Source organism: Halorarum halophilum (genome assembly GCF_013401515.1).
Lineage (GTDB): Archaea > Halobacteriota > Halobacteria > Halobacteriales > Haloferacaceae > Halorarum > Halorarum halophilum.
This window is the reverse complement of the sequence record NZ_CP058529.1, coordinates 1063772-1089898: the sequence shown is the minus strand read 5'-3', so window position 1 is coordinate 1089898 and position 26127 is coordinate 1063772. Positions and strand designations below refer to the sequence as shown.

32 protein-coding genes are annotated in these 26127 nt (G+C 69.0%); 15 read left to right on the top strand and 17 right to left on the bottom strand.

The genetic code is table 11. From position 1 onward, the window contains the following. Positions 1-198 precede the first annotated feature (198 nt). Positions 199-837 (bottom strand): helix-turn-helix domain-containing protein, encoded by a 639-nt coding sequence (locus tag HUG10_RS05740; protein ID WP_179168650.1) that lies wholly within the window; start codon positions 835-837, stop codon positions 199-201. A gap of 200 nt (positions 838-1037) precedes the next feature. On the opposite strand from HUG10_RS05740, the gene HUG10_RS05735 reads away from it, so the two are divergent. Continuing rightward, positions 1038-2216 carry a M24 family metallopeptidase gene (locus tag HUG10_RS05735; protein WP_179168649.1) on the top strand — a complete coding sequence of 393 codons (1179 nt, stop codon included), beginning with the start codon at positions 1038-1040 and terminating at the stop codon, positions 2214-2216. 31 nt (positions 2217-2247) lie between these two features. Here the strand turns inward: HUG10_RS05735 and HUG10_RS05730 are convergent, their stop codons facing one another. Next, a complete protein-coding gene (locus HUG10_RS05730) occupies positions 2248-2778 on the bottom strand; it encodes a hypothetical protein (RefSeq protein ID WP_179168648.1) in 531 nt (176 codons plus the stop codon). Between the two features lie 226 nt (positions 2779-3004). On the opposite strand from HUG10_RS05730, the gene HUG10_RS05725 reads away from it, so the two are divergent. The 3 genes from HUG10_RS05725 to HUG10_RS05715 all read left to right on the top strand — a co-directional run bounded on the left by HUG10_RS05725 (position 3005) and on the right by HUG10_RS05715 (position 5687). After that, positions 3005-3373, top strand: coding sequence for a hypothetical protein (locus HUG10_RS05725; RefSeq protein WP_179167591.1), 369 nt, complete (start codon positions 3005-3007; stop codon positions 3371-3373). A gap of 71 nt (positions 3374-3444) precedes the next feature. Continuing rightward, positions 3445-4266, top strand: coding sequence for a prephenate dehydrogenase/arogenate dehydrogenase family protein (locus HUG10_RS05720; protein WP_179168647.1), 822 nt, complete (start codon positions 3445-3447; stop codon positions 4264-4266). Beyond that, positions 4263-5687: a small ribosomal subunit Rsm22 family protein gene (locus HUG10_RS05715; protein ID WP_179168646.1), complete on the top strand. Its 1425-nt coding sequence runs from the start codon at positions 4263-4265 to the stop codon at positions 5685-5687. Before HUG10_RS05720 ends, HUG10_RS05715 begins: the two co-directional genes overlap by 4 nt. Here the strand turns inward: HUG10_RS05715 and HUG10_RS05710 are convergent. The 4 genes from HUG10_RS05710 to HUG10_RS05695 form a co-directional block, all read right to left on the bottom strand. Continuing rightward, positions 5684-6742 carry an ABC transporter permease gene (locus HUG10_RS05710; RefSeq protein ID WP_246310248.1) on the bottom strand — a complete coding sequence of 353 codons (1059 nt, stop codon included), beginning with the start codon at positions 6740-6742 and terminating at the stop codon, positions 5684-5686. The genes HUG10_RS05715 and HUG10_RS05710 overlap by 4 nt on opposite strands. A gap of 85 nt (positions 6743-6827) precedes the next feature. Beyond that, entirely contained in the window at positions 6828-8627 is a 1800-nt protein-coding gene (locus HUG10_RS05705) for an ABC transporter permease (RefSeq protein ID WP_179168644.1), read from the bottom strand. After that, a complete protein-coding gene (locus HUG10_RS05700) occupies positions 8624-9598 on the bottom strand; it encodes an ABC transporter ATP-binding protein (protein ID WP_179168643.1) in 975 nt (324 codons plus the stop codon). Before HUG10_RS05700 ends, HUG10_RS05705 begins: the two co-directional genes overlap by 4 nt. A 158-nt stretch (positions 9599-9756) precedes the next feature. Beyond that, on the bottom strand, positions 9757-9900 hold the full coding sequence (locus HUG10_RS05695) for a hypothetical protein (RefSeq protein WP_179168642.1): 144 nt from the start codon (positions 9898-9900) through the stop codon (positions 9757-9759). A gap of 188 nt (positions 9901-10088) precedes the next feature. Between HUG10_RS05695 and HUG10_RS05690 the strand changes: the two genes are divergently transcribed. The 3 genes from HUG10_RS05690 (at position 10089) to HUG10_RS05680 (ending at position 11728) form a co-directional block, all read left to right on the top strand. Next, positions 10089-10304, top strand: coding sequence for a hypothetical protein (locus HUG10_RS05690; RefSeq protein ID WP_179168641.1), 216 nt, complete (start codon positions 10089-10091; stop codon positions 10302-10304). Between the two features lie 164 nt (positions 10305-10468). Then, the gene (locus HUG10_RS05685) at positions 10469-11008 is read left to right on the top strand and encodes a GNAT family N-acetyltransferase (protein WP_179168640.1); all 540 of its coding nucleotides are present in this window, start codon (positions 10469-10471) and stop codon (positions 11006-11008) included. Between the two features lie 39 nt (positions 11009-11047). Continuing rightward, positions 11048-11728, top strand: a complete 681-nt coding sequence (locus HUG10_RS05680) for a carbonic anhydrase (protein WP_179168639.1) — start codon at positions 11048-11050, stop codon at positions 11726-11728. Positions 11729-11886: 158 nt separating this feature from the next. On the opposite strand, the gene HUG10_RS05675 is transcribed toward HUG10_RS05680, so the two are convergent. After that, entirely contained in the window at positions 11887-12354 is a 468-nt protein-coding gene (locus tag HUG10_RS05675; protein WP_179168638.1) for an MOSC domain-containing protein, read from the bottom strand. 297 nt (positions 12355-12651) lie between these two features. Between HUG10_RS05675 and HUG10_RS05670 the strand changes: the two genes are divergently transcribed. Together HUG10_RS05670 and HUG10_RS05665 are read left to right on the top strand one after the other, a co-directional pair. Then, a complete protein-coding gene (locus HUG10_RS05670) occupies positions 12652-12864 on the top strand; it encodes a hypothetical protein (RefSeq protein ID WP_179168637.1) in 213 nt (70 codons plus the stop codon). Between the two features lie 34 nt (positions 12865-12898). After that, on the top strand, positions 12899-13438 hold the full coding sequence (locus HUG10_RS05665) for a hypothetical protein (RefSeq protein WP_179168636.1): 540 nt from the start codon (positions 12899-12901) through the stop codon (positions 13436-13438). Positions 13439-13454: 16 nt separating this feature from the next. Here HUG10_RS05665 and HUG10_RS05660 read toward each other — a convergent pair whose 3' ends face one another. Beyond that, positions 13455-13874 carry a hypothetical protein gene (locus tag HUG10_RS05660; protein WP_246310220.1) on the bottom strand — a complete coding sequence of 140 codons (420 nt, stop codon included), beginning with the start codon at positions 13872-13874 and terminating at the stop codon, positions 13455-13457. A gap of 366 nt (positions 13875-14240) precedes the next feature. Between HUG10_RS05660 and HUG10_RS05655 the strand changes: the two genes are divergently transcribed. Both HUG10_RS05655 and HUG10_RS05650 read left to right on the top strand, forming a co-directional pair. Continuing rightward, a complete protein-coding gene (locus tag HUG10_RS05655; RefSeq protein ID WP_179168635.1) occupies positions 14241-14663 on the top strand; it encodes an ester cyclase in 423 nt (140 codons plus the stop codon). A gap of 229 nt (positions 14664-14892) precedes the next feature. After that, a complete protein-coding gene (locus HUG10_RS05650; RefSeq protein WP_179168634.1) occupies positions 14893-15615 on the top strand; it encodes a DUF2270 domain-containing protein in 723 nt (240 codons plus the stop codon). Between the two features lie 482 nt (positions 15616-16097). On the opposite strand, the gene HUG10_RS05645 is transcribed toward HUG10_RS05650, so the two are convergent. The 6 genes from HUG10_RS05645 to HUG10_RS05620 form a co-directional block, all read right to left on the bottom strand. Next, positions 16098-16640, bottom strand: coding sequence for a hypothetical protein (locus HUG10_RS05645; RefSeq protein WP_179168633.1), 543 nt, complete (start codon positions 16638-16640; stop codon positions 16098-16100). 84 nt (positions 16641-16724) lie between these two features. Further along, complete coding sequence (locus tag HUG10_RS05640) at positions 16725-17018, bottom strand: chorismate mutase (protein WP_179168632.1); 294 nt, start codon at positions 17016-17018, stop codon at positions 16725-16727. Next, a complete protein-coding gene (locus HUG10_RS05635) occupies positions 17015-17887 on the bottom strand; it encodes a shikimate kinase (protein WP_179168631.1) in 873 nt (290 codons plus the stop codon). The genes HUG10_RS05640 and HUG10_RS05635 overlap by 4 nt, the downstream gene beginning before the upstream one ends. A gap of 79 nt (positions 17888-17966) precedes the next feature. After that, positions 17967-18572 (bottom strand): hypothetical protein, encoded by a 606-nt coding sequence (locus HUG10_RS05630; protein ID WP_179168630.1) that lies wholly within the window; start codon positions 18570-18572, stop codon positions 17967-17969. A 41-nt stretch (positions 18573-18613) separates the two neighbouring features. Beyond that, on the bottom strand, positions 18614-19093 hold the full coding sequence (locus HUG10_RS05625; protein ID WP_179168629.1) for a hypothetical protein: 480 nt from the start codon (positions 19091-19093) through the stop codon (positions 18614-18616). Further along, positions 19093-20265, bottom strand: coding sequence for a hypothetical protein (locus HUG10_RS05620; protein ID WP_179168628.1), 1173 nt, complete (start codon positions 20263-20265; stop codon positions 19093-19095). The genes HUG10_RS05625 and HUG10_RS05620 overlap by 1 nt, the downstream gene beginning before the upstream one ends. A 127-nt stretch (positions 20266-20392) precedes the next feature. On the opposite strand from HUG10_RS05620, the gene HUG10_RS05615 reads away from it, so the two are divergent. The 3 genes from HUG10_RS05615 to HUG10_RS05605 all read left to right on the top strand — a co-directional run bounded on the left by HUG10_RS05615 (position 20393) and on the right by HUG10_RS05605 (position 21651). Beyond that, the gene (locus HUG10_RS05615; RefSeq protein WP_179168627.1) at positions 20393-20896 is read left to right on the top strand and encodes a DUF5796 family protein; all 504 of its coding nucleotides are present in this window, start codon (positions 20393-20395) and stop codon (positions 20894-20896) included. After that, positions 20893-21126, top strand: coding sequence for a DUF7508 domain-containing protein (locus HUG10_RS05610; RefSeq protein ID WP_179168626.1), 234 nt, complete (start codon positions 20893-20895; stop codon positions 21124-21126). Before HUG10_RS05615 ends, HUG10_RS05610 begins: the two co-directional genes overlap by 4 nt. A 96-nt stretch (positions 21127-21222) precedes the next feature. Further along, positions 21223-21651 carry a universal stress protein gene (locus HUG10_RS05605; protein ID WP_179168625.1) on the top strand — a complete coding sequence of 143 codons (429 nt, stop codon included), beginning with the start codon at positions 21223-21225 and terminating at the stop codon, positions 21649-21651. Positions 21652-21708: 57 nt separating this feature from the next. Here the strand turns inward: HUG10_RS05605 and HUG10_RS21985 are convergent, their stop codons facing one another. Both HUG10_RS21985 and HUG10_RS05600 read right to left on the bottom strand, forming a co-directional pair. Beyond that, entirely contained in the window at positions 21709-21843 is a 135-nt protein-coding gene (locus HUG10_RS21985) for a DUF7128 family protein (RefSeq protein ID WP_281375706.1), read from the bottom strand. 42 nt (positions 21844-21885) lie between these two features. Next, a complete protein-coding gene (locus HUG10_RS05600; RefSeq protein WP_179168624.1) occupies positions 21886-22338 on the bottom strand; it encodes a hypothetical protein in 453 nt (150 codons plus the stop codon). An 89-nt stretch (positions 22339-22427) separates the two neighbouring features. Between HUG10_RS05600 and HUG10_RS05595 the strand changes: the two genes are divergently transcribed. Beyond that, entirely contained in the window at positions 22428-23504 is a 1077-nt protein-coding gene (locus HUG10_RS05595) for a S1C family serine protease (protein ID WP_179168623.1), read from the top strand. Between the two features lie 138 nt (positions 23505-23642). On the opposite strand, the gene HUG10_RS05590 is transcribed toward HUG10_RS05595, so the two are convergent. Further along, positions 23643-26066 (bottom strand): methyl-accepting chemotaxis protein, encoded by a 2424-nt coding sequence (locus HUG10_RS05590; protein ID WP_179168622.1) that lies wholly within the window; start codon positions 26064-26066, stop codon positions 23643-23645. Between the last annotated feature and the right edge of the window lie 61 nt (positions 26067-26127).

The window sequence follows — 26127 nt, the reverse complement described above, 5'->3', positions numbered from 1 at the left end:
ATCGTGATCGTACCACACCGGTCACGCTCCGACACTGTATCGTCGTGCACGTGCGCCGACGGAACGACCGGCCGACGCTTACGAGACTCGTGAGTTCACCAACGGAGTTCTGCGTCGGCGACGAGTGGGATCGTCAGACCACAGAAATCGGATAGTTAACCGAGCGCTGGCTCCCGGGAACGGTAGTGAAGGGGAACGCTACAGCAGGGCGACGTCGATCAGGGTCCGGTGACCCCGTCGGAGGCGAGCCGCGAACGACTGCCGGGTGATGTCGAGTTCCGCCGCAAGTTCCTCAAGCGTCGCTCGCCTCGGCGTGTCAAAGTACCCCCGTTCGTAGGCGAGCAGCAACGCCTCGCGCTGGAGGTCGGTCAGGCCGTCGACCGCTCGTCGATCGGACGGTGTGAGCCGTTGCACGCTCGTCAGCGTGATGGGAACGTCGTGCTCCAGGCAGTACGCCTGGAACCGCGCGACCGCCTCCCGGTCGTCGCCGCGGATCTCGAACGTCCAGTGCTCGCTGTTTCCCACCCCGGAGAGGAGCGTCACGCCGGTCTCCTCGATGGCGAGCAGCATTCCCAGCTGCGCCGGGTCCCAGGTACACCGGAGGAGCTGTTCGTCGCCGACGCTGTCGATCAGTTCGACGTTCCCTGCCCCCGGGTGCACCCGGAAGCTCCGGACGACGTCCGACTCGTCGGCGTTGCGGACCCAGAAGTATGGGACGACCGCGTCGCTCGTCGGGACGACCCGTTCCAGTTCGACGGTGACTCCCGGAAGGTCCTCGAACACCGCCCCCAGCGGGAACTCGTCGGCGCCCACAGTGAACGCCGCCACCGTTGCCATCACCGCCCAGTGGGACCCCCGTCGCCTCAACGTGAGGCATGATACGTCAGGCCGCACGCACCGTTTGCCGTCGATCACGGCCCGGTTACCCACGATCAATTCCCGATTGGTACGGGTCGCTGGATCGCGCCCATCCTCTCCACCTCCCCGCGCCGTTCCGGATGGACAACGGCTTTCACCGACGGCTGACTCTCGCCGGTATGGATCCTGATCTCTCGCAGCTCGACTCGCTTCTCGCGGAGACGGGTGCGGACGCCTACTGCATCGACGCCGACAGCGCGGACTCGAACCAGCTCTACCTCTCCGGGTTCGACGCGCCGGACCCGTTCTTCACCGCCTACACCGGCGACTCGCTCGCGGTGCTCGTCTCGGGGCTGGAGTACGGCCGGGCGAGCAAGGAGTCACGGGCCGACACGGTCGCCCGCCTCGCGGAGTACGACCACTACGAGCGCGTCGACGAGTACGGCGAGGCCGAGGGGACCGCGCGGACCTACGCCACGTTCCTCGCCGACCTCGACGCCGAGTCGGTACTGGTCCCGGACCGCTTCCCGGTCGGCGTCGCCGACGGCCTGCGAGACCGGGGGGTCGACGTCGGCGTCGACCACGACGACGTCGTGGAGATGGTCCGGGCGACCAAGACGCCGGAGGAGGTCGACCACGTCAAACGTGCCCAGGACGCGAACGAGGCCGCGATGGGGGCCGCCGAGGAGCTCATTCGCGCGGCCGACGTCGACGCCGACGGGACGCTGGTGGTCGAGGGCGACCCGCTCACGAGCGAGCGCGTCCAGGAGGAGATCGAGGTGACGTTGCTCCGGCACGGCTGCTCGCTCGACGAGACCATCGTCGCCTGCGGCGCCGACGCGGCCGACCCCCACGACCGGGGGAGCGGGCCGCTCTCGGCGAACGAGACGATCATCATCGACATCTTCCCGCGCGGGAAGGCGTCGAAGTACCACGCCGACATGACCCGGACGTTCGTGAAGGGCGAGGCGAGCGAGGAGGTCCGGCGCCGCTTCGAGGTGACCCACCGGGCGCTGGAGGCCGCGTTCGACGCGCTCGAACCGGGCGCCACCGGAGCCGACGTCCACGACGCGGTCTGTGACCTGTACGAGGAGGAGGGGTACGAGACGCTCCGCTCGGACTCCACGACCGAGACAGGGTTTATCCACTCGACGGGACACGGCGTCGGCCTCGACGTGCACGAGGCCCCCGGCCTGAACCCCCGCGGCGGCGAACTGAAGCCGGGCCACGTCGTCACCATCGAACCCGGCCTGTACGACCCCGAGGTGGGCGGCGTCCGCATCGAGGACATCGCCGTCGTCACCGAGGACGGCTACGAGAACTTCACCGACTACCCGGTCGAACTGGAACTGGAGTAGGCGGCGGCCCCGACCCGAGTCGGGTTCCTCCTCACCGTCGGCCCCGACAGCGACGGTCGTCGTCCTCGGGGGTCGTCAGTTCGACGAGCACGTCCGTCGGCGCTTCCGTCCCGTTCAGCCGCCACAGGTCGAGGACGACGTACCACCGACCGTCGCCCATCGACGGCGGTTCCGACGCGAGGGGCAGGTTGAACGTGAACGTCCCTCCCGAGACTGACGATTCGGGGCACCAGCCCTTCCCCACCCCGGAGGGCGTGATGGCCCGGCTGGACTGAAACACCGCGAGGAACTCCTCGTCGTAGTCGATCTCGGCGAGCCACTGCCGGATTCCCTCGGAGACCCGGTCGGGTCGGAGTCCCCGCTCCGCGTCGGCCGCGTCGCCGAGTACGGCGGCGTCGTACGCGGGCGGCCGGTCCGATTCGGTCTCGACGACGAGCGGGCCGTTCGATTCGCCGTTGTACCGACTCTCGAATTCGGCGGAGTCCAGCGCCGTACAACCCGAAGTCGAAAGGGTCGTCGCCGCAACGCTCCCGAGAAACGTTCGGCGCGAGGTGGAGGGCATCACACGTTTCACGATCGTGGTGGGCGTAAAGAACGTTTGGAAACGGCAGGTTGCTCGGCCGGACATCGAGTCGACCGATACCCGTCCGATGGCGCTCCGTCGTCTTCGGAGCATCGAACTGCTCGTCGTCGGCACCGGAGAGACGGTCCGTTGGCCGGCACGGACGTCCCACTCGACGGACAGGTGCCCAGAAGCGTTTCCGGTCTCGCAGTCCAATCGGCACCGTATGGGCGCAGGTAACGACCCCGGTACCGACGACGCGTACGAGGACGATCGAGTCGACGAACGCCGATCGTTCGGTTGGCTGGGGCGGGGACTGTCGATCGGATACGGGTGGCCGCCGGTGTCCCGTCGGCGGGACACGGACGAGACCGCTCCCGGCGACGAGCGGTACGACGCGGCGGACGAGGCCGAGGGGGGCGACGTCGTTCCGGAGGGTGAGGACGGCGGGAGCTGGTGGGACGAGGCGCTGATCTCGATCCTCCTCGTCGCCGGGGTCGTGCTGTTCATCTTCCCCGAACCGGCCACGTCGATGCTGGGGATCGTCCTGATCGCGGTCGGCGTCGTCGCCTGGCTGATCGACGCGTTCACCTAGCCGACACCCTCGCCGACGCTCCGAGGGGACGGACCGACACGTTTTCACGCCGCCTCCGGGTAGCGGGAGCCATGCGACTGTTCGTCGTCGGCGCCGGGGAGATGGGCCGCTGGCTGGCGCGGACGCTCCGGCCGGCGGTCGACCGCGTCGCGTTCGCCGACACGAACCCCCAGGTGGCGATGGACGCCGCCGACGAGATGGTCGACGGGCGGGTCGTCCCCCTCGACACCGACGAGGCGTTCGACTGCGTCGCGCTCGCGGTCCCCATCCCGGCCGTCCCGGAGGCCGTGGAGGCGCACGCACCCAACGCGGCGACCGGGGCGCTGGTGGACGTCTCCGGCGCGATGACCGAGCCGCTGGCCGCGATGGCCGAGCACGCGGAGGCCGAGTACGCGAGCTTCCACCCGCTGTTCGCGCCGCCGCGCGCACCGGGCCGCGTGGCCTACGTCCCCGGGGAATCCGGATCCGTCGTCGAGCGGGTCCGCGAGACCATGCGGGAGGCGGACAACGACGTGTTCGAGACGACCGCAGCCGAGCACGACGAGGCAATGCGGACGGTCCAGACGGGCGCCCACACCGCGGTGCTCGCGTACGCGCTCGCGGCCGAAGACGTGCCCAAGGAGTTCCACACCCCCGTCTCCGAGCCGCTCTCGGAGCTCGCAGGGACGGTGACCGCCGGCGACGCGGCGGTGTACGGCGACATACGCGAGGCGTTCGGCGGCGCCGACGCGATCGCCGAGGCGGCCGCCGAACTCGCCGAGGCGGATAGCGACTCGTTCTCGGAGCTGTTCGCCGAGGCCCGCGAGCGGGTGGGGAGCGACCCCCGCGAGGGGGCCGGCCGGCGACGCGGCGGTGGCGAAACCGAGGGAAGTCGATCCGGGGACGGCGAATGAGCGTCGACCGCGAGGCCCTCCGGGACACGGCGAAGTACCTCCGGCACGCCCGCCCGGTCGACCCCGAGGAGGTCTTCGAGTACCTCCCCGACCAGCCCCACCCGGCCGTCGTCCGGCAGGCGCTCCGGGAGGAGGCGTTCGACCTCGGGCTGTTCGAGCGGGAGGACGGCGCGTTCGTCCCTGCGAACGACGAGCCGGCCGACCCGCCGGGCTGGGAGCCGGCGGCATTCCCCGACCGCTACGCGGACGTCCTCGAGGACCTGCTGGTCGAACGATACGGGCCGGACTGGCACGATGGGGAGAGCGGTGAGCGGCTTCGCGAGGTCGTGAGTCGGCTGAAGGAGGACTACTACCGAGGCCGCGACGTCGACTACGACGCGGACGCCGCGCTCGGCTACGCGATCTACCACCTGCCCGATTTCTACGCCGCCGTCGGGTACGTCCTCGACACCCTCGCCGAGCGCCGCCTGCTCCCCCGTCGGCTCCGCGTGCTCGACGTCGGCGCGGGCACCGGCGGGCCGACGCTTGGCCTGCACGACTACCTCCCCGACGACGCGCTGGTGGACTACCACGCCGTCGAGCCGAGCGCGAACGCCGACGTGCTGGAGCGCCTGCTCGCCGAGACGCGCCGCAACTTCCGGTCGACCGTCCACCGCACGACCGCCGAGGCGTTCGACCCCGCCTCGGTCGGCGAGGCGGACCTGGTCCTGTTCGGGAACGTCCTCTCGGAACTCGCCGACCCCGAGGCGGTCGTCCGGGAGTACCTCGGCGCGCTCGCCGAGGACGGCGCCTGCGTCCTGCTCGCGCCCGCGGACCTCGAGACGTCCACCGGGATGCGCGAGGTCGAGCGCGCGGTGGCGACGCCCGACTCGGACGTGACCGTCTACGCGCCCGACCTCCGGCTGTGGCCCGGCGAGGCGCCGTCGGACCGCGGCTGGTCGTTCGACGAGCGCCCGGATCTCGCGGTACCGGGGTTCCAGCGGCGACTCGACGACGCGGCCCGGCGCGGCCCCGAGGACGACCCGGGCGAGTTCGTGAACGTGGACGTGAAGTTCTCCTACGCGGTCCTGCGGACGGACGGCGAACGGCGCGTCCCGGTCGTCGCCAGCCGCGAACGACACGCCCGGATGGCCGACTCCGAGGACCACGTCACCGACCGGGTGAACCTCCTCGCGGTGAAGCTCTCGGCGAACCTCGCCGGACCGGACGCCAACCCGCTGTTCAAGGTCGGCGACGGCTCCGAGCGGCTTGAGCACTACGCCGTGCTCACCGGCGAGTCGGCGATGAACAGCGACCTGCGGGCGGCGCCCTACGGCGCCGTGCTCTCGTTCGAGAACGTCCTCGTCCTCTGGAACGACGACGAGGGCGCCTACAACCTGGTGTGCGAGAAGGAGACGGTCGTCGAGACGCTCGCTCGCTAGGCGGCGTACCGGCCGACCGCGACTCGCGCCCCGGCGAGCGCGACGATTCCCGCCACGACCAGTCCGCCGACCGCGAGGAACGTCGCCGCGTCCACCGTGCCGACCGCCAGCCGCGCGGCGACGTTCGCCGGGTTGACGGGCGAGAGCGCCGCGGCGCCGAACAGGCCGAGTGTGCCGAGCGAGTACACCGTCTGTGCGGACCGTCGGTCCGGCGCGAGGAGCGCGAGCGCGGCGCCCATCGACGCGACGACGGCGGCCGTGGCGGCGACGAGCGCGAGCAGGCTGGCGACGCCGATAGCCGTCTCGAACGCGGACCCCGCCGGCGCGATGGCGGTGCCGTTGAACGCCAGCAGGCCCAGCCAGAGGCCGGCCTGCAGCGGCGCCAGCCCCGCGGCAGCGAGCAGTTTCCCCTCGACGATGTCGGTCATCGTTACCGGCGCGACGCGGAGCAGTTCGAGCGTCCCGCGGTCAAGTTCCTCGGTGATCGAGTCCACCGTCACCGAGCCGGCGATGAACACCGGGAGGAACAGTAGGAGCGGCACGAGCACCGTGTAGGTGAACCCGAAGTACGGCGACGCGTCCCCGCGCGGCGGGAGCGCAAGCGTCCTCGATTCGAGGGACGCCTCGCGCTCGCCCCGCTCGGCGCGCTCGAACGCCCGGAGCGCCTGACGGGCCTGCGTCACGACGACCGTCGTACCGACGTTGCCCTCCGGCACGAGCACCCTGACCTCGTAGCGTCCCTGCTGCGTCCCGGTCACGAGCAGCGCGGCGTCCACCCGCCGATCGGCGAACGCGTCCGCGGCGGCCTCGGTGGACGGGTACAGCCTCCCCTCCATCGCGTCGACCTCCCCGACCGCCGCGAGCAGGTCCTCGGCGTCGTCGCCGGCGACCGCCGTCTCGACCGTGAACCCGTCGCCCGCGCCGGGGTCGTACAGCGACACCAGCCCGACGACGAGGAACGAGGAGAACGCCGCGACGAACAGCTGGATGAGCAGCGCGAGCACGATGGTCTTCTCGCTCCTGAGCGACGCGAGCTCCCGGCGGGCGATGGTGATCCGCGGGTCCCGACCCGCGGCGTCGCCGCGGCCGTCACCCCCGTCCGCGCCGGCGTCGCGGGCGGACGGCTCGGGCCTCGGTCGCTCACCCAAGGGTGCTCACCACCAGGTAGTCGTAGGCGAAGTGGATCGCCATCGCGACCGCGAGCGTCGCGGCGTAGGCCCGTCTCCCCCGCGTCGCGCCGAGCGCCGCGACGACGGCGGTGACGACGTGGAGGACGAGCGGCGCGGCGAGCAGCCCGATCGCGCCGACGACGCCGACCCCGCCCGTGGCGAACGCGGCCTGGCCGACGGGGACGGTGTCGAGGCCGACGAGCTGGACGATCGCTGTCGCCTTCTCCGCGAGGAAGAAGCCGAGTCCGGCGAGCGCCCCCAGTTGCAGCGCGGTCCGGACGTCCGGCCGGAACCGGGACTGGTGGAAGCCCGCGAAGATGGCGACGCTCTTGGCTACCTCCTCGACGACCGCGACGGCGAGCAGCAGCGCGACGATCGCGAGCTCCTCGGGGAGCACGAACAGGACCGCGACCGCGAGCAGTTCGAGCACGAAGACGAACGGGAGCGAGAGCGCGGCCAGCACGGCGACGTCGCGCGGGCGGTGGAGGCGGACGGCGAGCGCGTCGAGGAACTTCAGCGGGACCGCCCGCTGGGTGAACATGTCCTCCTCGCGGTAGACGCCGGTCCCGATCAGGAACAGGATCCCCGAGGTGACGTAGAACGGGCCGGCGGAGAACAGGTACTCGCCGAGCCCCGTCGGAGGCGCACCCGCCTGGAGGTCGCGCACGACAAGCGTGAGCGGCGAGATGAGCGCGATGGGCGTGACGTTCGTGAAGATGGCCGGGACGAACGCGTACGTCGTGAGGAACACCGAGACGGTGACGGTGACGAACGTGAGCTCCTTGAACGACCGCGCGAACATCGCGCCGACGAACGTCGCCGCGAGGAACGCCAGTGCGATGGGGAACACCGCGGCGACCGAGAGGGCACCGCCGCCGACCGCGAGCGCGATGACCGTCGTCGCCGCGAGCGAGACGGCCGCGTACGGGAGCGTCTTGCCGGCGACGATGTCGAACCGGGTGACCGGCGCGACGAGCAGCAGTTCGCCCCTGCGGTTGATGCGCTCGTTCAGCACGCTGGATCCGTACGCCTGGATGACGAAGTTCATCGGCACGAGGAAGGCGAACGCGAGTACCAGCGAGCCGAAGGGGAACGGCGGGGAGATCTCGGCGGGCGACCCGGTGGGCTGACCGCCGAACAGGCCGCCGCCGGTGACGTCTGGGATGCCGAACCCGCCGCCGGTTCCGTCTGCCTCGCCGTTCGAGCCGTCCCCTGTGCCGTCGGAGCTGTCGCCGCCGGAACCGGCTCCACCGGCGCCGTCCGACCCCTCGCCCGCGCTCCCGGTTCCGCCCCCGCCGCCGACGCGCTCGGAGTCGCGTTCGACGTACGACAGCGTGACCGAGACGGGGAACGCCGCGGACTGGTTCGCCTCGGCGAACATCAGGCGGTCGTTGTGCGCCTCGACGGCGTCCCGGAACGTCGCCAGCGCGGCGCTGGCGCGGGGCGTGTCCGCGACCCCGATGGTCACGCGAGCGTCCGTCGGGTCGGGGTCGTGCACGAATAGGTCGGCGTCCGGGTCGTCCGGCGCGACCGCTTCGAGCGGCGTGGAGTCAGCGACCGGTTCGTAGTACGGGCTGTCGGCCGGGACGGCGACGCGGTAGATGTCCCGGTCGAGCGCGACGCCGCCGCCAGCCGCCGCGGCGCTGGCCACGCCGCCGGCGAGGAGCAGCGCGACGAGTCCGAGGACGGCGGTCCGACGGTCGAGGACGCCCGCGGTCCGGGACACCTCCCACCGTGCGATGCGGAGGACGGCGCGCGGGTCCGGCCTCACTTCGCCGCCTCCGACGCTTCCTCCCGTTTCTCGGCCCCTGTCGCGGGTCGTCCAGTCGCGTCCGACCGGGAGTCGTCGCCGGGGCCGACCCGGCGACTTCCGGGCATCGGCCGGCCGGCCATGTCGAGGAAGATCTCCTCCAGCGTGGACTCGCGGGTCCGGATGTCCGCGACCTCGCCGCCCGCCTCGGTCGCGCGCTCGCGGACCGCCTCGACGGCGTCCATCGACCCGACGGCGACGACGTGCCGGTCGCCGTCCGGGTCGCTCCCCGCGACGGGAACGGTCGTGAACACGCGGTAGGTCGTCTCGCCGTGCTCGGCGCGGATCTCCTCGACGGTGCCGCGGGCGACGATCTCGCCCTCGTTCATGATGACGACCCGATCGCAGATCGACTCGACGTGGTAGAGGTTGTGGGCGGAGAACAGCACCGTCTTGCCGGACTCCGCGAGTTCGCGGGTGAACTCCAGCACGTAGTTCGTCGTCAGCGGGTCGAGCCCGGACGCCGGTTCGTCGTACACCAGGACGTCGGGGTCGTTGACGAGCGAGCGGGCGATGGCGACCTTCCGCTTCATCCCCTTCGAGGTGTCCCCGAGGCGTCGCTCCCGGTGCTCGAGTTCGAGGTCATCGAGCGCGGACTCGATGCGCTCGTCGGCGACCTCGCGGGGCACGTCGTACAGGTCCGCGAAGAAGCGGAGGTACGACCGTGCGGTCATGTCCTCGTACAGCGGCGACTCCTCCGGGAGGAAGCCCAGCGCGGACCGGGTCGCCGGGTCGTCGGCGGGCGACCCCGCCACGGTCGCCGATCCCTCCGTCGGCTCGATGAGTCCCGCGACGCTCTTGAGCGTCGTCGTCTTCCCCGCACCGTTCGGTCCGACGACACCGAAGATCTCCCCCGGTTCCACCGTGAACGTGCTCCCCTGTACGGCGGCGAAGTCCCCGTACACCTTCCGCAACCCTTCGACCCGAATCATACGTGTCGCTCGACGTACCCCCGGTAAAGGCCGTCGCCGCGGCTATCGGGGATGAAAATCACGCTCCGGTCGCGCGCCTCGTGAAGGCGGGGCTCCGTGGACGTTCGAAACGCGAGGAACGGTCGTTCTCGGCCGGTCAGTCGTCGGTCAGTGGCCGGTCAGTCGTCGGCGGGTGCGGGGCTGGACCCCTCTGCTTCGGAGTCGATGCTCGGTCCCTCCTCTCCGCCTCGTTTCCAGACGTCCGCCGCGGACACGTCGTTCGGGGGTGTGTGACTCACGTCCTTCATGGTTCGCTCTGTCATGGTAGAATCGGCTACCAACCGACCGTATTTGAGCCTTGCTTAGGATGTACCTTAGACACTGTATAGCATATTAGGATATTAATATTGTGCTGGCGGTGGAGCGTACGTTCTCACATCCAAGTTCCTTCGGGAACTACCGCGACGGTGCCCACCGCAGCTATTTGGTCGCCCCTCCCGAAACGGCGGCCGTGCCGAACCCGCCCGCTAGGACGGACGCCGCGGGCACGCTCGTCGAGCGGCGGTACCACCTCGTCGCGCTCGCGATCGTCGTCGTCGCGTTCGCCGTCGCGGCGCTGGTCGGGACGCGGGTGGCGTACTACGCGGCGGCGCTCGTCTCCTTCTCCGTCTGGATGGCCTGGTTCGTCCAGACGGTCGTCGACTGGCTCCGTCACGCCGAACACTGACCTGCCTCGCGAGGTGCCCACCAGTTCACGGCGACTCCAGCGTCAGCGGCACAAGCGTGTCCGAGAACACCACTTCGTCGCTGAGGGGACATCACCTCCCGCTCCCTTTCGGGAGCACCGCCGAGTCACAACCGCTAAGGTCGGATTCCGTCAACCCCGTACTCATGCCAGGACCGGCGTTTCTCACGGGCGAGGACGTGTCCCTCCACACGGTCGAGGAGGAGGACGCTGCGTTCCTCCACGAGTCGATCAACTCGCCCGAGATCCGGAAACCGATGCAGCCGTCGAGACCGTACTCCCTGACCGATGTACGCGCGCTCCTCGAACCGGATTCCGACTCGTCCGCCGTTCGCCTCCTCGTCGCCGCCGGGACGGAACCCGTCGGACTGGTCGGGTACTCCGACGTGGACGAGACAGCGGGGACGGCGGAGATCAGCTGCTGGATCCGCCCCGAGTACTGGGGCGAGGGGTACGGAACCGAGGCGGTCGAACTCCTCGTCGAGTACGGGTTCGACCAGCGGCGGCTCCACAAGTTCGTCGCGGAGGTGGTCGAGTTCAACGGGGCGTCGAAACGGCTCGTGGAGAAAATCGGGTTCGTCGAGGAGGGGAGACAGCGGGAGCAGGACTTCGTCGACGGCGAGTACCACGACTGTCTCCTGTACGGACTACTCGCAGCGGAGTGGCGTGACGCGAGGAACGAGTGAAACCAATGAATTCAGTTGTCGGGGCGTGTCATCGCACCCATGCACCGGACGGTACTCGAGTTACTGCGGAACAACGCTGAACACGCTGCGGAGTTCCAGTCCCGGTTCGACGGGGTACAGGACTCACAACACCCGGACGCTGTCACCGTCTGCTGCTCGGACTCCCGCGTCCTCCAGGACCACATCTGGGGGAACGACGAGCCCGGGCGGCTCTTCACGTGTGGGAACATCGGCAATCGCGTCGTACAGCGGACCGACTCGGGGGAGGCGGTCTCGGGGGACGTCCTCTACCCGATCGAACACGCGGGGACGGACACCGTCGTCGTCGTGGGGCACACGGGGTGCGGGGCCGTCACGGCGACCTACGAGGACCTCACGGAGGGGAGCTCCGAGCCGGCCGGGATCGACCACTGCCTCGACCTGCTGAGGCCGCACATCGGGGCCGGTCTGGAGTCGCTGCCCCCGGACGTGGACGGCGCCGAGGCCGTCAACCGCCTCGTCGAGTACAACGTCGACCGGCAGGTCGAGTTCCTCGTCGAAAGCGACGAGGTCCCCCCGGGCGTCGACGTCGTCGGCGTCGTGTACGACTTCCAGGACGTGTACCCCGGGCGGCGTGGCGAGGTGCACGTGATCAACGTCGGCGGCGAGACCGGCGTCGAGGAACTGCGAAACGAGCACCCCGGCATCGAGTCCCGGATCGACCGGCTCTGGGAGTACTGAGTCGGCGGGGGCGCACGCCGGAACGGGGGTATTCCACAGTTCGAGGTGTGCGCCGTCTCCAGGGTCCGTGAACCGATCCCCGGCATTCGGCGATCGAAGTGGTGGTCCGGGGAACGGTCCGGACCCCGAGGGTTCACCGGTTGTACAACCGGCGAACGTTACACCGGTTCGAGCGTGTCTCCGACGTGGATCGTCCCGCTCTCGACGACGTCGGCACGGAGCCCACCCCGGTGGGTCAGGGCGTCGTCGATCCCTTCGACGGTCAACCGCCGCAGGTGGTCGCACGGCTCGCAGAGCCGGATCCCCTCACAGACCGTGTCGCCGACGCGGAACTGTTCACCGACCAGGTGGTTGAGTGCCGCGTCGCGGGTCGTGATGTTCCGGCGGTGTTCGTCGAACCCGAGCGTGATTCCCGCTTCGCGTTCGATCGCCTCGATCGCTTCCGCCTCCGTCAGGGTGACCTCGAGGCCGCCCCTCGGCGAGTCGGAGAACGTTCCGATCCCCTCGAAGTACCGGTCGCCCCGGAGCCCCTCTCCGGCGACTGCCCGAACCTCGTCTACCGATTCCATCGGAGCTTCCGCTTCGGGTGCGAGGTGGACTGCCTCGACCGTTCCGCTTCCTCTCATTGTCGGAAGGTACCAGTCTCCAGGTATAGGTCTGTGGGGTGAAGCAACCGCCCTTCGGCGTCAGTCTCTTCGGCAACAGATCCACAGTCGACTGCTACGACCGGAACAGCGGGACGGTCCGGGTGTCGATCGATACTGGTCCGTCGGGCGTCCGTGGGAGGTGGAACGGGTAGTCCATGCTTGCAGTCGGTGACCTCGATTCACCGGCTGCACACGTGTCACCGGCTGAACGAACGCCACTAGTTGCCTACATGCGTTCCTGGACCGTATCCCGTCCCGCTGGAAGGAGAATCAATCATGACCACCAACGAACAGGCTGACGAGGGTATCACGGCCCTGCAGGTAGCGTGCGACACCGAAGTCTCGGGATGCGTGTTCCTCATGCGGACCGAGGAGGACGACAGGGACCGGTTGCTGGAGATCACACGCGACCACGTTCGAGAACAGCACGGGAAGGAGTACACCATCGACGAGATCGAGGAACGACACGTGACCGAGGTCGAGGTGTGAACCCGAACGGAACCGGAACTGGAACTTACCAACCATGAGCACAGAAAAAGCGAGCATCGAGCAGCACGGGGCCGACTACGTCCCGGGGCGTGGGGTGCGAACCGGATCGCTCCTGATGGCGCTCGCGGGCGTCGCCTTCGTCGGCTACGGAGTAGTTTTCCTCGTGAGGACGTTCCTCGGCACCGGCTTCGAACTCGGCGTCGCGACCCTGAACGGGGTCACCCCCGCGGATCTCGACGCGATCGATCCGGCCATCATGCACTACATCAACCACCTCCACGTGGCCACCGCGGCGTTCATCATCGCCACCGGCGTCGCCGTCGCCGCGCTGGCGTGGTACGGGGTCCGCGGCGGCCTGCTCTGGGCGTGGGCGACGGCGGTCGTCGCCGCCGTGATCGGCCTGGCGCTCGCGCTGCCGATGCACTACATGGATCTCTTCACCCACAACTGGATGACGCATCTCGGACCCATCTACCTCGCCACGATCGTGTTCGTGGTGGGAGCCCTCCTCTCGTACCGGGGACTGCGACCCGGACCCCAGTCGGCGGACCGCGTCGAGGATCCAGGGGCCTAGCGGTCCTCGACGGTTCTCAGAGATCCGCCCCGTGTAGCCACGCTCCCAGAACGATCAGGACTACCCCCGTCAGGGGCCACCCGGCGAGTCTCGCCACGGTGTCGGCCAGCGCCTCGGTGCTTCCGCCGGCCACCGACTGGTACAGCTGGACCGCCGCGACGCCGACTGCCAGCAGGCCGGTCCCGTAAGCTCCGGCCGCTAGCGTATCCTGGGCCGTCCCGCGCGTGTAGAGGAACGCTCCCAGCACCGCGGCGGCGACGAGCGGGAGGATTCCCAGGTTCGCCGCCAGTTCGACCACCAGCCAGAACAGGAACGGGACGCCGACGACCACGGCCACGCGGCGACGCTCGCTGACGCGAACCGAGTCGACGACGCGACCCGCCGCGGCCCGCATCGGACCCGCCCTGGGCCGGGACGCCCCCGACGTGTCGCTCACGGGCGCGGCCCCATCGGCTCCTCAGCCAAATGGGGAGAGTCGGGTTCGCTCACAGTCGTGACTTCCCACATCGCATCGACCCTCTCCGGACCGGCCTGAATCCTTTGCCCTGCAGTCCCCCGCCCCTTGCCGGTCGCCACCGGCCGAATCCCAGCAGGCTCGCCCCGACGGAGCGGATCTAGCGGTCCTGATTCGGGGGTACGTCGCGACGTTTCCTGGAATAGTTCGTTCCGTCAATCTGTTCGCTGTGAAAGTCCGTTCCCGACTGTTCTTCGACGCGACTCCGTCGACCGCTGGTTTCGGGCATCGATCGAACCACGCTCGACTGCAGGAATCCTGAATAGCTACCGTGCGGTAACTACGAGTATGACCTCCGCTGCCGAACGGACCAAACAGGTCGCTCGCAGGTACGTCGCGGAAGTGTGGAACGAGGGGAACGTCGACGGAATGGACGAGATTCTCACGACGGACCAACTGTATCACGACCCGACGCTCGACGGCGCGGAGGACCTCGAGGAGTTCAAGCAGTTCGTTCGAGGCTACCGGGAGGCGTTCCCCGACCTTCGGTACGAGGTCGAGGAGTACATCGCTGAAGGGGACAAGGCGGCGTTCTGGGGGCGGGTTACGGGGACGCACGAGGGTTCGTTCATGGGATTCGAACCGACCGAGAACGAGATCGACATCATGGGGATCGGAGTCGTCAGGGTGGAAGACGGTAAAGTCGCGGAACGCTGGGCGAACTTCGATCTGTTCGGGATGTTCCAACAGCTCGACATCAGTCCCGCGTAGGTGGGATCGGAAACGGACTGACCAGTGACATCGCCGTGGTGATGTCTCCGAAGCTATCTCCGCTCTGGCCGGTTCATGAGTGCCCTGTATAGGCCTCGATACCACACGGCTTCTAGACTTCTCTGTACGGGGAGGGTCCACACGGTTGTAACGAACGGAGTCGCGGACACTCAGTTCTCCGTGCTCTGTCGTGTCGCTGGTTATGTGAACGGGGGTCGTTGGCATTTGTATGACCGACTCAGACAGCGATGAGTTCGACCCGACAGCACGTGAACAGCGCGAAATCGGGCGCGAGATGGTCGACCAGAGTACGGGCCTCGGCTCGGTGATGGCGCACGCCTACCGGGGCGAGATGGACGAGGCAACTACGTGGCGGCAACGTCTCGACCAGGCGACCACGTGGGCGGTGACGGTCATTGCAGCAATTCTCACGTGGGCGTTCTCGAATACGGAAAACCCTCATTACATTCTGCTCATCGGAATCGTGATCGTCACCATCTTCCTCGGCATCGAAGCCCGACGGTACCGGAACTACGACGTCTACCGCTCGCGCGTTCGATTGCTCCAGCAGAACCTGTTCGCGAACGCCCTCGATCCATCACAGGGCGTCGAACATCCCAACTGGCGAGCGGAACTCAGTGGGGACTACCGGAGGCCGACGCTGAAAGTCACCTTCGGCGAGGCTCTGGCAAACCGACTTCGACGCATCTACCTCGCCCTGATCGGGGTGCTCCTCGCCGCTTGGACCTTCCGGATTACAGCATTTACTCCCCGGCAAGACTGGCTTGTGACTGCTGGAATCGCTGCCGTTCCTGGTCCCGTTGTGGTCGTCGCTGTCGCGACGTTCACCGTGGCCGCGTTCGGAATCGCGTTCTGGCCCCGTGAACGACATGCGAAGGGGGAATTTCGTGAAGGTGACCCGGAGACGTGGAAAGATTCCGAGAGTGAATAGCATCACGTCAACGCTCAACGACGCCCTCTCGGTGATCACTGATACCCGATGTTAGACTGTCGAAGACGACTGATGGATATATCCTCTGTACGCGGCACGTGAATCCTGTCAGATGACGTATCGTGGACGCTGATTCTCGTGACACGTCGACCGGGTAGCGATTCCCGCCGAAAGACTGGCTCGTGAGCGGATGCCCTCGAATATTTCGTCATCACCCCATGATCCTCTTCGATGCAGTGCCCATGGCGGCTATGGGACGGCGGTATCGTTCACCGATCGCGGGACGAAACGCAGCTATCGGAAGACGATTCCACTCCCCTCCTATCGATAAACGCCCTGAAACGCCCGAATTCGACTACCGAGACTCCCTTCGCCCCACCTCGTTCAGGTATCGGACTGATGTAACAGATTTTGTCTACTTTGCCGCATTCACTACGTCTGTCCCGACGAGGCTGACTTGTTCATCGAGTAGTCCCCAATCTTTAGGATTCGTTCTCTTCCCACTGAATCAACTGTTCGTGCCAGTCAACGAACTCCTGAATCGTTCCTGCCGTCGTTTGTCTAACGTCCGCATCTTCCATCGTTATAACGACGGTCTCGGCTAACTCTGCGACTGCCTTGTATAGTGTCTTCGGCTGAACGCGATACTGATGGGCTCCGATTGGATTTCCGATTAAATCTTCCATAATCAGTCTCGTCTCCGAATCTACCGTTTCGAGTCGCCATTCAAGGTACGCACATCCTCTATCCCCACAAACACAACAAAACGGATTCGCGCTCGCGGAGCCAATCCTCTCGAACTCACTACTCATCTCGAACATCGCTTTCGCGGTATCCGACACGTCGAAATCGCTCGGGATTCTCCGCTCTACACGTAGCTCATCCCCGTTCAGATAGAGGTGGATTCGGCCAACTATCGCAGACTCATACAGTCGTGTGCCCCCTCGAAAATCCTCTCCTACTTCAACGCAATCTAGTTTCTCTGTTTCGAATCGAATTCTTCTGAGAATGGGTATGTTGTTCATTTCATGAGCAGTTACTAGAATAGGGGAAAACCTTGTTAGTAGTTAGACAGTAGTGTTCAATATCCCATCGTGGAGTGCTAAATGCTACCGATTCTCACGCTGGTGTACTTTGTTCAGTTCGATGAGCAGCCGGAAGATCGCCTTCACGAGGTTCGCGTCCACGTCGAACCGTCCGGCGTTCTCGCCGGCGCGGTCCATCACGCGCTGCTCCTGCTCCTCGTCGGTCGTCGGCAGGTCGCGCTGCTCCTTCACGTTCGCGATGGTGTCGGCGACGTAGGTCCGCCGCGCGATGAGTTCGACCAGTTCGCGGTCGATGTCCTCGATCTCTTGTCGCAGTTCGTCCAGTTCCATCTCCGCCGGGTCGGGTGTGTCGCTCATGTGATTCGGGCTCCTGTGTTCCGTGTTCGGGTCCGGATCGTCTCGCCGTCGCGCTCGTCCCATCGCTCTCGGACGCGTTCGAGGTCGTCGGCCGTCCCGACCGCGACCACGCTCGGGCCGGTCCCGGACAGCGAGACGCCGGCGCAGTCGGGCATCGCCTCGACCGCCGGGTCGGTCGGGAAGCCGAGCGCGGCCGAGAAGGCGAGGCCGTTGACGGTCATCGCGCGGGTGTGGTCCCCCTCGAGCGCGAGGTCGGCGGCGAGTTCGGCCATCGGGGCGACCTGTCTGCACCGGTCCACGTCCGCGTCCGCGCTGTAGGCGCGCACCGGCGGCGTCCAGACGAGCGCTTCGTGATCGAACGGGTCGCGGGCCAGCAGTTCGTCCTCGGCGTTGTCGGTGACGGTCGCGCCGCCGAGCATGCTCGCGGAGGCGTCGTCGAACGCGCCGGTGACGGCCACGCCGGTGTCGCGCGCGGCTTCCACGCCGACCCGGCACGCGTCCGTCTTCGTCACGTCGGCGTCGGGATCGTTCGCCACCTCCAGTCCGAGCGCGTCGAGCGCCGCGAGCACCGTCGCGTTCGCGGCGGCGCTGGACGATTTCAGCCCCGCGGCCGTCGGCACGTCGCTCTCCGTTCGGACCGTGCCGCCCTCGTCCCCGCCGTACTCGTCGACGACGCGCTCGACGCACCGCTCGACGAGACTCGTGTCGCCGTCGGGATCGCCGTCGATCTCGCCCGTCACCGCGTCGACGTCGGGGTCGAGACGGACCTCGGCGCTCGTCTCGATGTCCAGCGCGAACGCCGAGCCGACGCCGGTGGCGAGCGCGTTCACGACGGTCCCGGCCCCGGGTGCGGCTGCACGACCCTCCATGGGGAATGGGGTGCGCGGGGCGGGTTTGAGTGTGGCGGTCGTCACACCGTTCGCCGCCGACCCAATCCGACGCCGCGGGCTACCGGAACGAGATGCGGCGGTACGCGAACTCGACGTCGTACCGGCGGTCGTCGGTCGACCGACTCGTGCTCCCGTCGCGGGCGAAGCGGAGCAGCCCGTCGACCCGTCGCGTCTCGCCCGGCGCGAAGCCGCCGTCGGACTCGTCGAAGAAGGTCCGCGTCCCGTAGCTGCTGGCGACGCGCCGCTGCTCGCCGCCGATCGGGGTGAAGAGGAGGTCGAACCTGAGTTCGAGCACCTCGTACGTCACCGGCGTCGGCCCGCCGCGGTTCTCCAGGGTCACGTACGCGTCCGCCTCGACGTCCCCGCCGTCGCGCGAGACGCTGACGTCGGCGTCGACGAGTTCCAGGGAGCCCTTCGGAGGCACCGGCGCCTCCGTCATCGTCCCTGTGGGGGCCGACGTCCCCGTCGGACTCGGCGTCCCCGCTCGGGCTTCCGTCGCGGTCCCCGAACTGTTACCTCCCGGAGTCGTCGCCGGAGGTGGCGACCCCTGCACCTCGCCCGGCGTGAGCTCCTGGTTGCCGCCGCCACAGCCCGCACCGACCGCGAGGCCGGAGAGCCCCGCCAGCGAGGCGAGTACCCGCCGACGGCTCCGACTCGGTATCACGTCCTCGGCGTGTCGGCCAGATATCATAAATTTATCCCGTCTCATCGAACCACCGAGGCCGCGAGCGCGCCGCACCCGCCCGCTGCGAGCGCGGCACCCACCGCCGCGACGAGTAGCGGAACGAGGGCCGTCTCGGCTGCGTACACCTGCGTCGCGCCGTCCCCCCCGACGCCGGCCAGCACGCCCGCGACCGCCAGCGTTCCCGCGAGCACCGACCCGACGAACGCCCCGCCGGCGGTCACCGCGAGCGCGCGTTCGGGCGCCGCGTACCGCGAGCCGACCAGCGACCCGAGAACGCCGCCGAGGACGACCGTTCCGATCGTCGCCGCACCGGTGACGGAGAGCGCGGCGGCCGCGAGGAACACGGGCCCGAACGTCCCCGCTGCCTCCCCACTCGCGCCGGTAACGAACTGCGCCCGGGCCCAGTCGGCGGTCGCGAACCCTGCGAGTGCGAGACCGACCCCGACCGCGCCGTACGAGCCGACCACGACGGACAGCGCCCGCGCGTCCTCTCCGTCCATCAGTCCCCCGCGAGCCACATCCGCAGGTGGGTGCGGTCCCAGTCGACGCGCTCCTCCCAGGCGGTCTCTCCGGCGCCTGTCGCGAGGATGAACTCGCCCGCCCGGCAGCAGAGGGCGTACGTCACGTCGCCGGCGCGTCGATAGTACACCCGCCGCCACGTCGTGTCGCCGAGGTCGTAGCTCCCCTCCCGCACGACTCGCGAGTCCACCCGCGAGAGGGCGTCGGCCGCCGTCCGGGCGTCGGCGTACCGCTGGAGGCGGACGGTCCGGATCGGCGCCACCTCCGGCCGACGGGTCGGGAACGTCGACCCGTCGGAGCGATCGACCCGGTGGAACGCCAGCGTCGCCGCGGCGGTCCTGTCGGTCGGTTCCTCGAGCGGTCCGTACCAGTCGTCGACCCGCGCGGAGTCCTCCCCCGTGACCGGCGGACGGAACAACTGGCTCCGCTGACCCTCGTAGGCGTACGTCTCGAACCGCGTCCCTTCGGCCGGGTCGCGGGCGAGTTGCCAGAGCAGCGTCCGCTCCTCGTCGAACCCGCCGTTCCGGAGGAATCGGACGAGGTGGTTCTGGACCGGGTTCCGGGAGAGCGACTGCTCGGCGTACAGCGAGGTCCCGAAGCCGCCTGCGAACGACGCCAGCCTGCCGAGTTCCTCGTCGGTCCGGTCGCGGTCGTCCCGCCGGGCGAACTTGCGGACGACCGAGAGGTGGTACTCGACGCGCCGTTCGATGCCGGCGACGACGCGGAAGTGCCCGTCGAGGGCCTCCCGGGCGTCCGCGAAGGTGGTCGCGTACGTCGCCCCGAGGTCGTCGACGTCCCCCTCGCCCACGTCGTCGGCGTCCCTGAGGGCGCGCGTCGCCCGCACGGACCGCTGGATCGCCGCCCGGAAGCGGACGATCGCGTCGGGATAGGCCTCGGCGAACCAGCGGAGTTCGTCGTCGACGCGTCGCGTCCGCTCGGCCAGCACTGGGTTCGAGGGCTCCGGTTCGGCCCCGGCCCGGAGGCCCTCGTCTGGACCGCCGTCGTACCCCGCGTCGTCGACGGTCGCACCGGACGCGTCGGCCGCGTCCGTCGGTGGGTACCGGACGCTCGACCTGCTGGCGAGACACCCCCCGAAGAGGACCGGGAGACCGGACCCGAACCCGCGGAGGAGCGTACGTCGTCCGTGTGTCATGTCTCCCGGCTCGACGGGGGAGGGGATAAAGTTCCGGGAGTTGACGTGAGGGCGCTCTCGGACGGGGCCCCGACGGGGACGCCGGCCTGTCGCGGGGCTTATTCCCCCGCCGCGAGAACGTCGGCGTATGAGCGCGCCGAACCGGAGCGACGTCGCCCCAGCGACCGTGTCGGTCGCCCTCCGCGAGGAGGGGGTCGAGGTCGAGTACCTCGACGGCAGGGTCACCTTCTACCACGGCGTCCCGAGGGCGGTCGAGGGGTCGCTCACGACCCCACCGGGTAAGCAGACGCACGTCCTCGTCACGGACCCGACCGAGACGGAGGGCGTCCTGCTGTACGTGAACGACCTGAAGACCCACGACGACATCCTCGCGGACACCGGCGTCGGCCGGGTTATCCTCGGCGAGGGCGAGGAGGAGGAGCTGTTTCCCGGCGTCACCGTCCGGCGGCCGGGCGGCCAGCGCACGGAACTGGAAGCCGACCCGGAGGTCGCCCGGGGGCGCGTGTTCGCGTTCGTCGAGGACGACTGGGGCGAGCAGAGCTACGAGTTCGTCGCGGGCGACGACTCCGACCCGGACGGGGCGTCCGACGACGACGGAACGTCGGAACGTGCGGGGGCCGGGGAGGAATGAGCCTCCGCAGACAGTGGCGTAAGTTCGACCGCAGTGCAGTCGGGGCGGCCCCGGAACGCTACGGCGTCTACGAACTCGGCGACGAGGAGGGCGACTCGCTCGGCTACGGCGTCGGCGTTCTCCGGGACGAGTTGAAGGAGGAACTCGCGTACGGCGAGGCGGCGAAGGTCCGGTGGATCGCCGCCGAGTCGGAGGACCACGCCGAGCGACTCGCCGACGAGCACTTTTGAGACGCGGGCGGCGCCGCCGGCTCCCTGGTGACGCGTTCGATCGACACCGTCCCGAGAGCCGAAGCGGGCAAGTGCGGGCCGGTCCAAGGTCGACCCATGTACGATGAGATCCTCCTGCCGACCGACGGGAGCGACGGGACCGAGACGGCGCTCGCGCACGCCGAGGCAATCGGGATGGCGTTCGACGCGACGATCCACGTCCTCTTCGTCGCCGACACGAACCGGGACAGCGTGACCAGGCTCGCGGGCGACACGACGACGGACGTGCTCACGGAGAGGGGGACGGGTATCGTCGAGGAGACGTCGGCCGCGCTCGACCCCGCGGTGGACCGCCGGACCGAGGTGCTACAGGGCGATCCCCGCGAGACGATCGTGGACTACGCCGAGGAGTACGGTATCGACCTCGTCGTGATGGCGACCCACGGACGGCGGGGGCTGGACCGGTTCCTGCTCGGGAGCGTCACGGAGCGCGTCGTCCGAACGTCGAACGTCCCCGTGATGACGGTCCGGCTGGAAGGGGAGTAGCGGACGCGGTCCTGACGTCCCCGAGTCCGCCCGACCGCGAGGACCACGGGGTCCGACCTACTGGAGGTACGACGGCTCCTCGGCGTCGCAGTTCTCCTCGTGCTGACGGGCGTCGTCGGGGTCGTCCAGGAGGAGTCCGCACCGCTCGCACTGGTACCACGTCATGTCGTCCCGTTCCGTCTCCGTGACCATGTGGTACTGGTGTGCACGGGGCGGTAAATCGCTACCGGCGGTTCAGAAGTCCGGGAGGTCGTCGGGCGCCTCGAACTCGCTCTCCCAATCGACGTACTCCTCCTTCAGTACCTCGCAGACGATCTGCCCGAACTCGGTCAGCCCGGCGTTGATGGCCGACACCTGCGACCACGAGTCGAGCGCCGGGTGGAGCTCCCGTTCCTTCCAGTCCTCGGGGAGGCCGGGGGCGTGGTACCCGACCCTGTCCGCGAAGTCGTCCCAGAAGAAGTCGAACCGGGACACGAGGTCGAGGTCGGTCACGACGCCCCACTCCACCTCGCTCAGGTCGGCGTGGGCGGCCCACTGGTCGAACGCCTCGTCCCACGCACCGTCGCGGAGGAACGCCTCCAGTTCATCCCGGCGGTAGTCGTCACCGCCGACCTCCGTGTCGTCGTAGCTGCTCGGGTCCACTGCGTCCAGTTCGGGAGGGTCGGGGGGCTCGACGTCGAGGCTCATGCAGGGGCGTTCCCCGTGGCGGGGCAAAGACCTGCCGCCGACGGCGGAGGCGGCGCCGGAGTTAACAGACCGCACACCAGACGTTAGGTATGCCGACACGACGCGACGTCCTCGCCGGTGGCGGGACCGTAGCGGCCGGCGCGTTCGCGGGCTGCGTGCAGGTCGGAAGCTCCCGCGGACAGCAGAGCGAAGGCGGCCAGAGTGGCGGCCAGGACGACCCCGCCGGCGGGACGACGACGGTGTATCAGGAGACGCTCCCCTCTGTGGTCGGCGTGCTCGTCTACGGGCGGAGCGGCCCCGCCTCGCAGGGCTCGGGCTTCGTCGGCCCCGACGGGTCCGTCCTCACCAACGAACACGTCGTGGCGAACGCGAGCGATGTGAAACTCCGGTTCGACGACAACGAGTGGCGCGACGCGACGGTCTCCGGGACGGACCCCTACAGCGACCTCGCGGTCCTGGAACCGAATGGAACCCCCTCCGAGGCGACGCCGCTGTCGTTCGTCGACACGGACCCCGAACCGCCGGTTGGGACGCCGGTGCTCGCGATCGGGTCGCCGTACGGCTTCACCGGGTCGGCCTCCGAGGGCATCGTCAGCGGTATCGACCGGCTCCTCCCTGCGCCGAACGACTTCCAGATTGCCGACGCCGTCCAGACCGACGCCGCCCTCAACCCCGGAAACAGCGGCGGCCCGCTCGTCACCTTCGAGGGCGACGTGGTCGGCGTCGTCAGTTCGGCGGGCGGGGAGAACGTCGGCTTCGCCATCTCGGCGGCGCTCGCGAAGCGCGTCGTCCCCGCGCTGGCCGAGGACGGGAGCTACGACCACCCGTTCATGGGGACGAGCCTCCTCGAGGTCACCCCGGCGGTCGCGGAGACGTACGGCCTCGAGAACGTCGGCGGCGTCGTCGTCGCGGACGTGCTGCCCGACGGCCCGGCACAGGGAGTCCTCCGACCGGCAGGGGACACGACCGTCACGAACGGCGTCAGCGTGCCGACCGGCGGCGACGTCGTCCGCGGGATGGGGGGTACCGAAGTGGAGACGATGGCGGACCTCTCGAACGTGCTCGCGCTCGACACGAGCCCGGGCGACACGATCCCCGTCACCGTGATCCGCGACGGCGCGGAGACGACAGTCGATCTCACGCTCGGCGCCCGCCCGGACCCATGAGGGGAGGCGTCCGGACGCGGGCGTCCTGTTCGCGTAGTAGTTGAAGAAACAACGGTCGGTCGTCCAGCCCGGTTCGTCGCCGTCGACGGGTTCCGACGGTCACCCGGTGTGACCGTTCTGGTCTTGTCGCTCCGTCGGTCAGTCGTCGTCGGTGGACGCGACGCTCCGGGAGGAGTCGAACGAGAAGCTCGACTCGGTCCCGTCGGTCCCGTCAGTTCCGTCGATCCCGGACCCGTCGACGGGGCCGCCGGTAGCGACCCGATCGGCGTCGGACGCGTCCGCCTCGAACGCGGCGGTGAGGTCGATGAGCTCCGCCGCGCGCTCCGAGAGACGCGAGACCTCCGAGCTCACCTGGTTCAGCGAGGCGGTCTGTTCCTCGGCGGCCGCCGAGACGTTCCCGGCCTCCGCCGCGGTCTGCTCGCTCACCGTCGCTACCTCGTCGGCCATCGCCACGACCTCCTCGGCAGAGGTCGCCTGGTCGTCGGCCGTGGCGCTGATGGACTGGACGCCGTCGTTCGCCCGCTCGATCGCGTCGACCACCTCGCCCATCGAGCCGAGGCCGGCCTCGATCGTGTCTGTACCGTCCTCGACACGCCCGCGCATGCGCTCGATGTCCGTCACCGCGTCGTCAGTCGACGCCTGGACGCGCTCGATCCGGCTCGAGATCCGCTTCGTCGCCTCGCGCGTGTCCGTCGCCAGCGACTTCACCTCGTCGGCGACGACCGCGAAGCCGTCACCCTCGGCGCCGGCGCGGGCGGCCTCGATGCTCGCGTTGAGCGCCAGCGTGTTCGTCTGCTCCGCGATTCCGTCGATGAGTTCGACGATCTCGCCGATCTCCTGGACCTCCTCCTCCAGCCCGCGGACGACCTCCGCGGTCTCCTCGCTGGCGTCCTCGATGGCCGCCATCTCGGCGACCGCCTCGTCGGCCAGCGCGACCCCGCGCTCGCCGGTCTGTGCCGCGGTCTCGGACTGCTCCGCGACCTCGTCGGCCGTCGCGGCGACCTCCTCGACCGCGGCCGAGAGCGTCGCCATCTCGCCGCTCACCTCCGCGAGGTGGTCGGACTGCTCGGCCGCCCCGGCGGAGATCTCCTCGGTCGACTCGGCCACCTCCCGGCTCGCGCGCTCGACCTCCGCCGTCCCGTCGCGGGCGTCGGTGCTCGAGTCGGCGACGTCGTGGGCGACCGTGTCCACCCGCCCGACCGTCGATTCGAGGTCCGCGAGCGTGGCGTTCACCGCGGTGGCGACGTCGCGCATCGCCTCGTTGTCGGCGTCCTCCGCGAGTCGGACGGTCAGGTCGCCGTCGGCGGCCCGCTCCAGTTTCGCGCTGTACGACTCCGCGCTCCGTTCGAGTTCCTCGGTCGTCGCCTCCATCTCGGTGATGAGGCGGTCGAGGTCGGCGCGCATGGCGGCGAGTGATTCGCCCAGCGACCCGGGGACGTCCTCGTCGAGAACCGCGGCGTCGAACTCGCTTCGGGCCACCGCGTCGGCCTGCGACGCCGCGGTCGAGAGGTACTCGCTCACGTCCACGACGGCGTCGTGGACCTGGCCGACCTCGTCGACGCGGTCCGTGCGCTCGATGTCGTCGTCCTCGCCGCGGGCGAGCGCCGTCGCCCGATCCGCGAGATCGCTGAGCGTCCGGCCGGTCGAGCGCCCCATCGTGGCGCCGATGACGAGGAAGCCGGCCATCGCGAGCCCCACGAGCACGTACATGTCGCGTCGCACGTCCGACGCCAGCGCGTACGCCTTCGACTGCGGGACCGTCGTGACGACGACCCAGTCGGTCCCCTCGACGGGCGCGTACGCCATCACGGTACCCCGTTCGTCCATGTCGTGTGCGCCGGATTCGCCGGCGGCGGCGTGCTGCATGGCGGAGGAGTCCAGCCCCATCCCGTACGACGAGCCGAGGAGCGACTCGTCGGACGCGAGGTGGATCGCCCCGTCGTGCCGGTCGACGACCCGGGTGACCGTCCCGTCGTCGCCGCCGAGGAGGACGTCCGTCTGCGAGGACGCGCGCACAGTCACCACGATCGACTCCTTCGTGCCCGGCACCCAGCTTCCGAACGCGACGAGCGTCCGCCCGTCGGACTCGTACGCCTTGGAGGTAATCGCGCCGGTGGGCGAGACGCTCGTCAGCCCGCCGGCGTCGCCCTCGTCGGCGTTCTCCCACGCCTCGACGTCGAGGGTCGTCCCGACCGCCGTCTCGCTGGAACTCTCGAGCACCTCCATCGTCGAACTGTCGACGTAGTGGAGCGCGACGACGTCGTCGGGGAGGCGTCCCTGCTCCATGCTCAGCATCGTCTTCACCTCGACGTCGTCGTAGTTCGCCGCGCGCTCGGAGAGCAACCGGGCCGTCTCCTCGTGCATCTCGGCCCACCCGCTCACCTCCGCGGCGTTCTGTTCGACCGACGTGCGGTACTGGTCGTGGGTGTTCTCGCGGAGGTCGGCCGCCACCTGCCCCTGTAGGACGACACCCGCGCCCGCCACGACGACGAGCGTCGCGAGCGTCATCACCGCGAACTTCCGCAGGTATGAACCGCGTATCGAATCTGGGAGAGCTACCATCTACGACACCGCTCCGGTCGTGCGTATTTAAGAGAAACCTGCCGCGTATCAGTCGGGATAT

Bases quoted from the DNA above. Each gene is read 5' to 3' on its own strand.
- HUG10_RS05680 (WP_179168639.1), top strand. From the start codon at position 11,048: ATGCACCGGACGGTACTCGAGTTACTGCGGAACAACGCTGAACACGCT.
- HUG10_RS05735 (WP_179168649.1), top strand. From the start codon at position 1,038: ATGGATCCTGATCTCTCGCAGCTCGACTCGCTTCTCGCGGAGACGGGT.
- HUG10_RS05675 (WP_179168638.1), bottom strand. From the start codon at position 12,354: ATGAGAGGAAGCGGAACGGTCGAGGCAGTCCACCTCGCACCCGAAGCG.
- HUG10_RS05625 (WP_179168629.1), bottom strand. From the start codon at position 19,093: ATGGACGGAGAGGACGCGCGGGCGCTGTCCGTCGTGGTCGGCTCGTAC.
- HUG10_RS05605 (WP_179168625.1), top strand. From the start codon at position 21,223: ATGTACGATGAGATCCTCCTGCCGACCGACGGGAGCGACGGGACCGAG.
- HUG10_RS05650 (WP_179168634.1), top strand. From the start codon at position 14,893: ATGACCGACTCAGACAGCGATGAGTTCGACCCGACAGCACGTGAACAG.
- HUG10_RS05725 (WP_179167591.1), top strand. From the start codon at position 3,005: ATGGGCGCAGGTAACGACCCCGGTACCGACGACGCGTACGAGGACGAT.
- HUG10_RS05700 (WP_179168643.1), bottom strand. From the start codon at position 9,598: ATGATTCGGGTCGAAGGGTTGCGGAAGGTGTACGGGGACTTCGCCGCC.
- HUG10_RS05615 (WP_179168627.1), top strand. From the start codon at position 20,393: ATGAGCGCGCCGAACCGGAGCGACGTCGCCCCAGCGACCGTGTCGGTC.
- HUG10_RS05645 (WP_179168633.1), bottom strand. From the start codon at position 16,640: ATGAACAACATACCCATTCTCAGAAGAATTCGATTCGAAACAGAGAAA.
- HUG10_RS05620 (WP_179168628.1), bottom strand. From the start codon at position 20,265: ATGACACACGGACGACGTACGCTCCTCCGCGGGTTCGGGTCCGGTCTC.
- HUG10_RS05685 (WP_179168640.1), top strand. From the start codon at position 10,469: ATGCCAGGACCGGCGTTTCTCACGGGCGAGGACGTGTCCCTCCACACG.
- HUG10_RS05635 (WP_179168631.1), bottom strand. From the start codon at position 17,887: ATGGAGGGTCGTGCAGCCGCACCCGGGGCCGGGACCGTCGTGAACGCG.
- HUG10_RS05730 (WP_179168648.1), bottom strand. From the start codon at position 2,778: ATGCCCTCCACCTCGCGCCGAACGTTTCTCGGGAGCGTTGCGGCGACG.
- HUG10_RS21985 (WP_281375706.1), bottom strand. From the start codon at position 21,843: ATGGTCACGGAGACGGAACGGGACGACATGACGTGGTACCAGTGCGAG.
- HUG10_RS05610 (WP_179168626.1), top strand. From the start codon at position 20,893: ATGAGCCTCCGCAGACAGTGGCGTAAGTTCGACCGCAGTGCAGTCGGG.
- HUG10_RS05655 (WP_179168635.1), top strand. From the start codon at position 14,241: ATGACCTCCGCTGCCGAACGGACCAAACAGGTCGCTCGCAGGTACGTC.
- HUG10_RS05715 (WP_179168646.1), top strand. From the start codon at position 4,263: ATGAGCGTCGACCGCGAGGCCCTCCGGGACACGGCGAAGTACCTCCGG.
- HUG10_RS05720 (WP_179168647.1), top strand. From the start codon at position 3,445: ATGCGACTGTTCGTCGTCGGCGCCGGGGAGATGGGCCGCTGGCTGGCG.
- HUG10_RS05695 (WP_179168642.1), bottom strand. From the start codon at position 9,900: ATGACAGAGCGAACCATGAAGGACGTGAGTCACACACCCCCGAACGAC.
- HUG10_RS05590 (WP_179168622.1), bottom strand. From the start codon at position 26,066: ATGGTAGCTCTCCCAGATTCGATACGCGGTTCATACCTGCGGAAGTTC.
- HUG10_RS05670 (WP_179168637.1), top strand. From the start codon at position 12,652: ATGACCACCAACGAACAGGCTGACGAGGGTATCACGGCCCTGCAGGTA.
- HUG10_RS05740 (WP_179168650.1), bottom strand. From the start codon at position 837: ATGGCAACGGTGGCGGCGTTCACTGTGGGCGCCGACGAGTTCCCGCTG.
- HUG10_RS05600 (WP_179168624.1), bottom strand. From the start codon at position 22,338: ATGAGCCTCGACGTCGAGCCCCCCGACCCTCCCGAACTGGACGCAGTG.
- HUG10_RS05640 (WP_179168632.1), bottom strand. From the start codon at position 17,018: ATGAGCGACACACCCGACCCGGCGGAGATGGAACTGGACGAACTGCGA.
- HUG10_RS05595 (WP_179168623.1), top strand. From the start codon at position 22,428: ATGCCGACACGACGCGACGTCCTCGCCGGTGGCGGGACCGTAGCGGCC.
- HUG10_RS05665 (WP_179168636.1), top strand. From the start codon at position 12,899: ATGAGCACAGAAAAAGCGAGCATCGAGCAGCACGGGGCCGACTACGTC.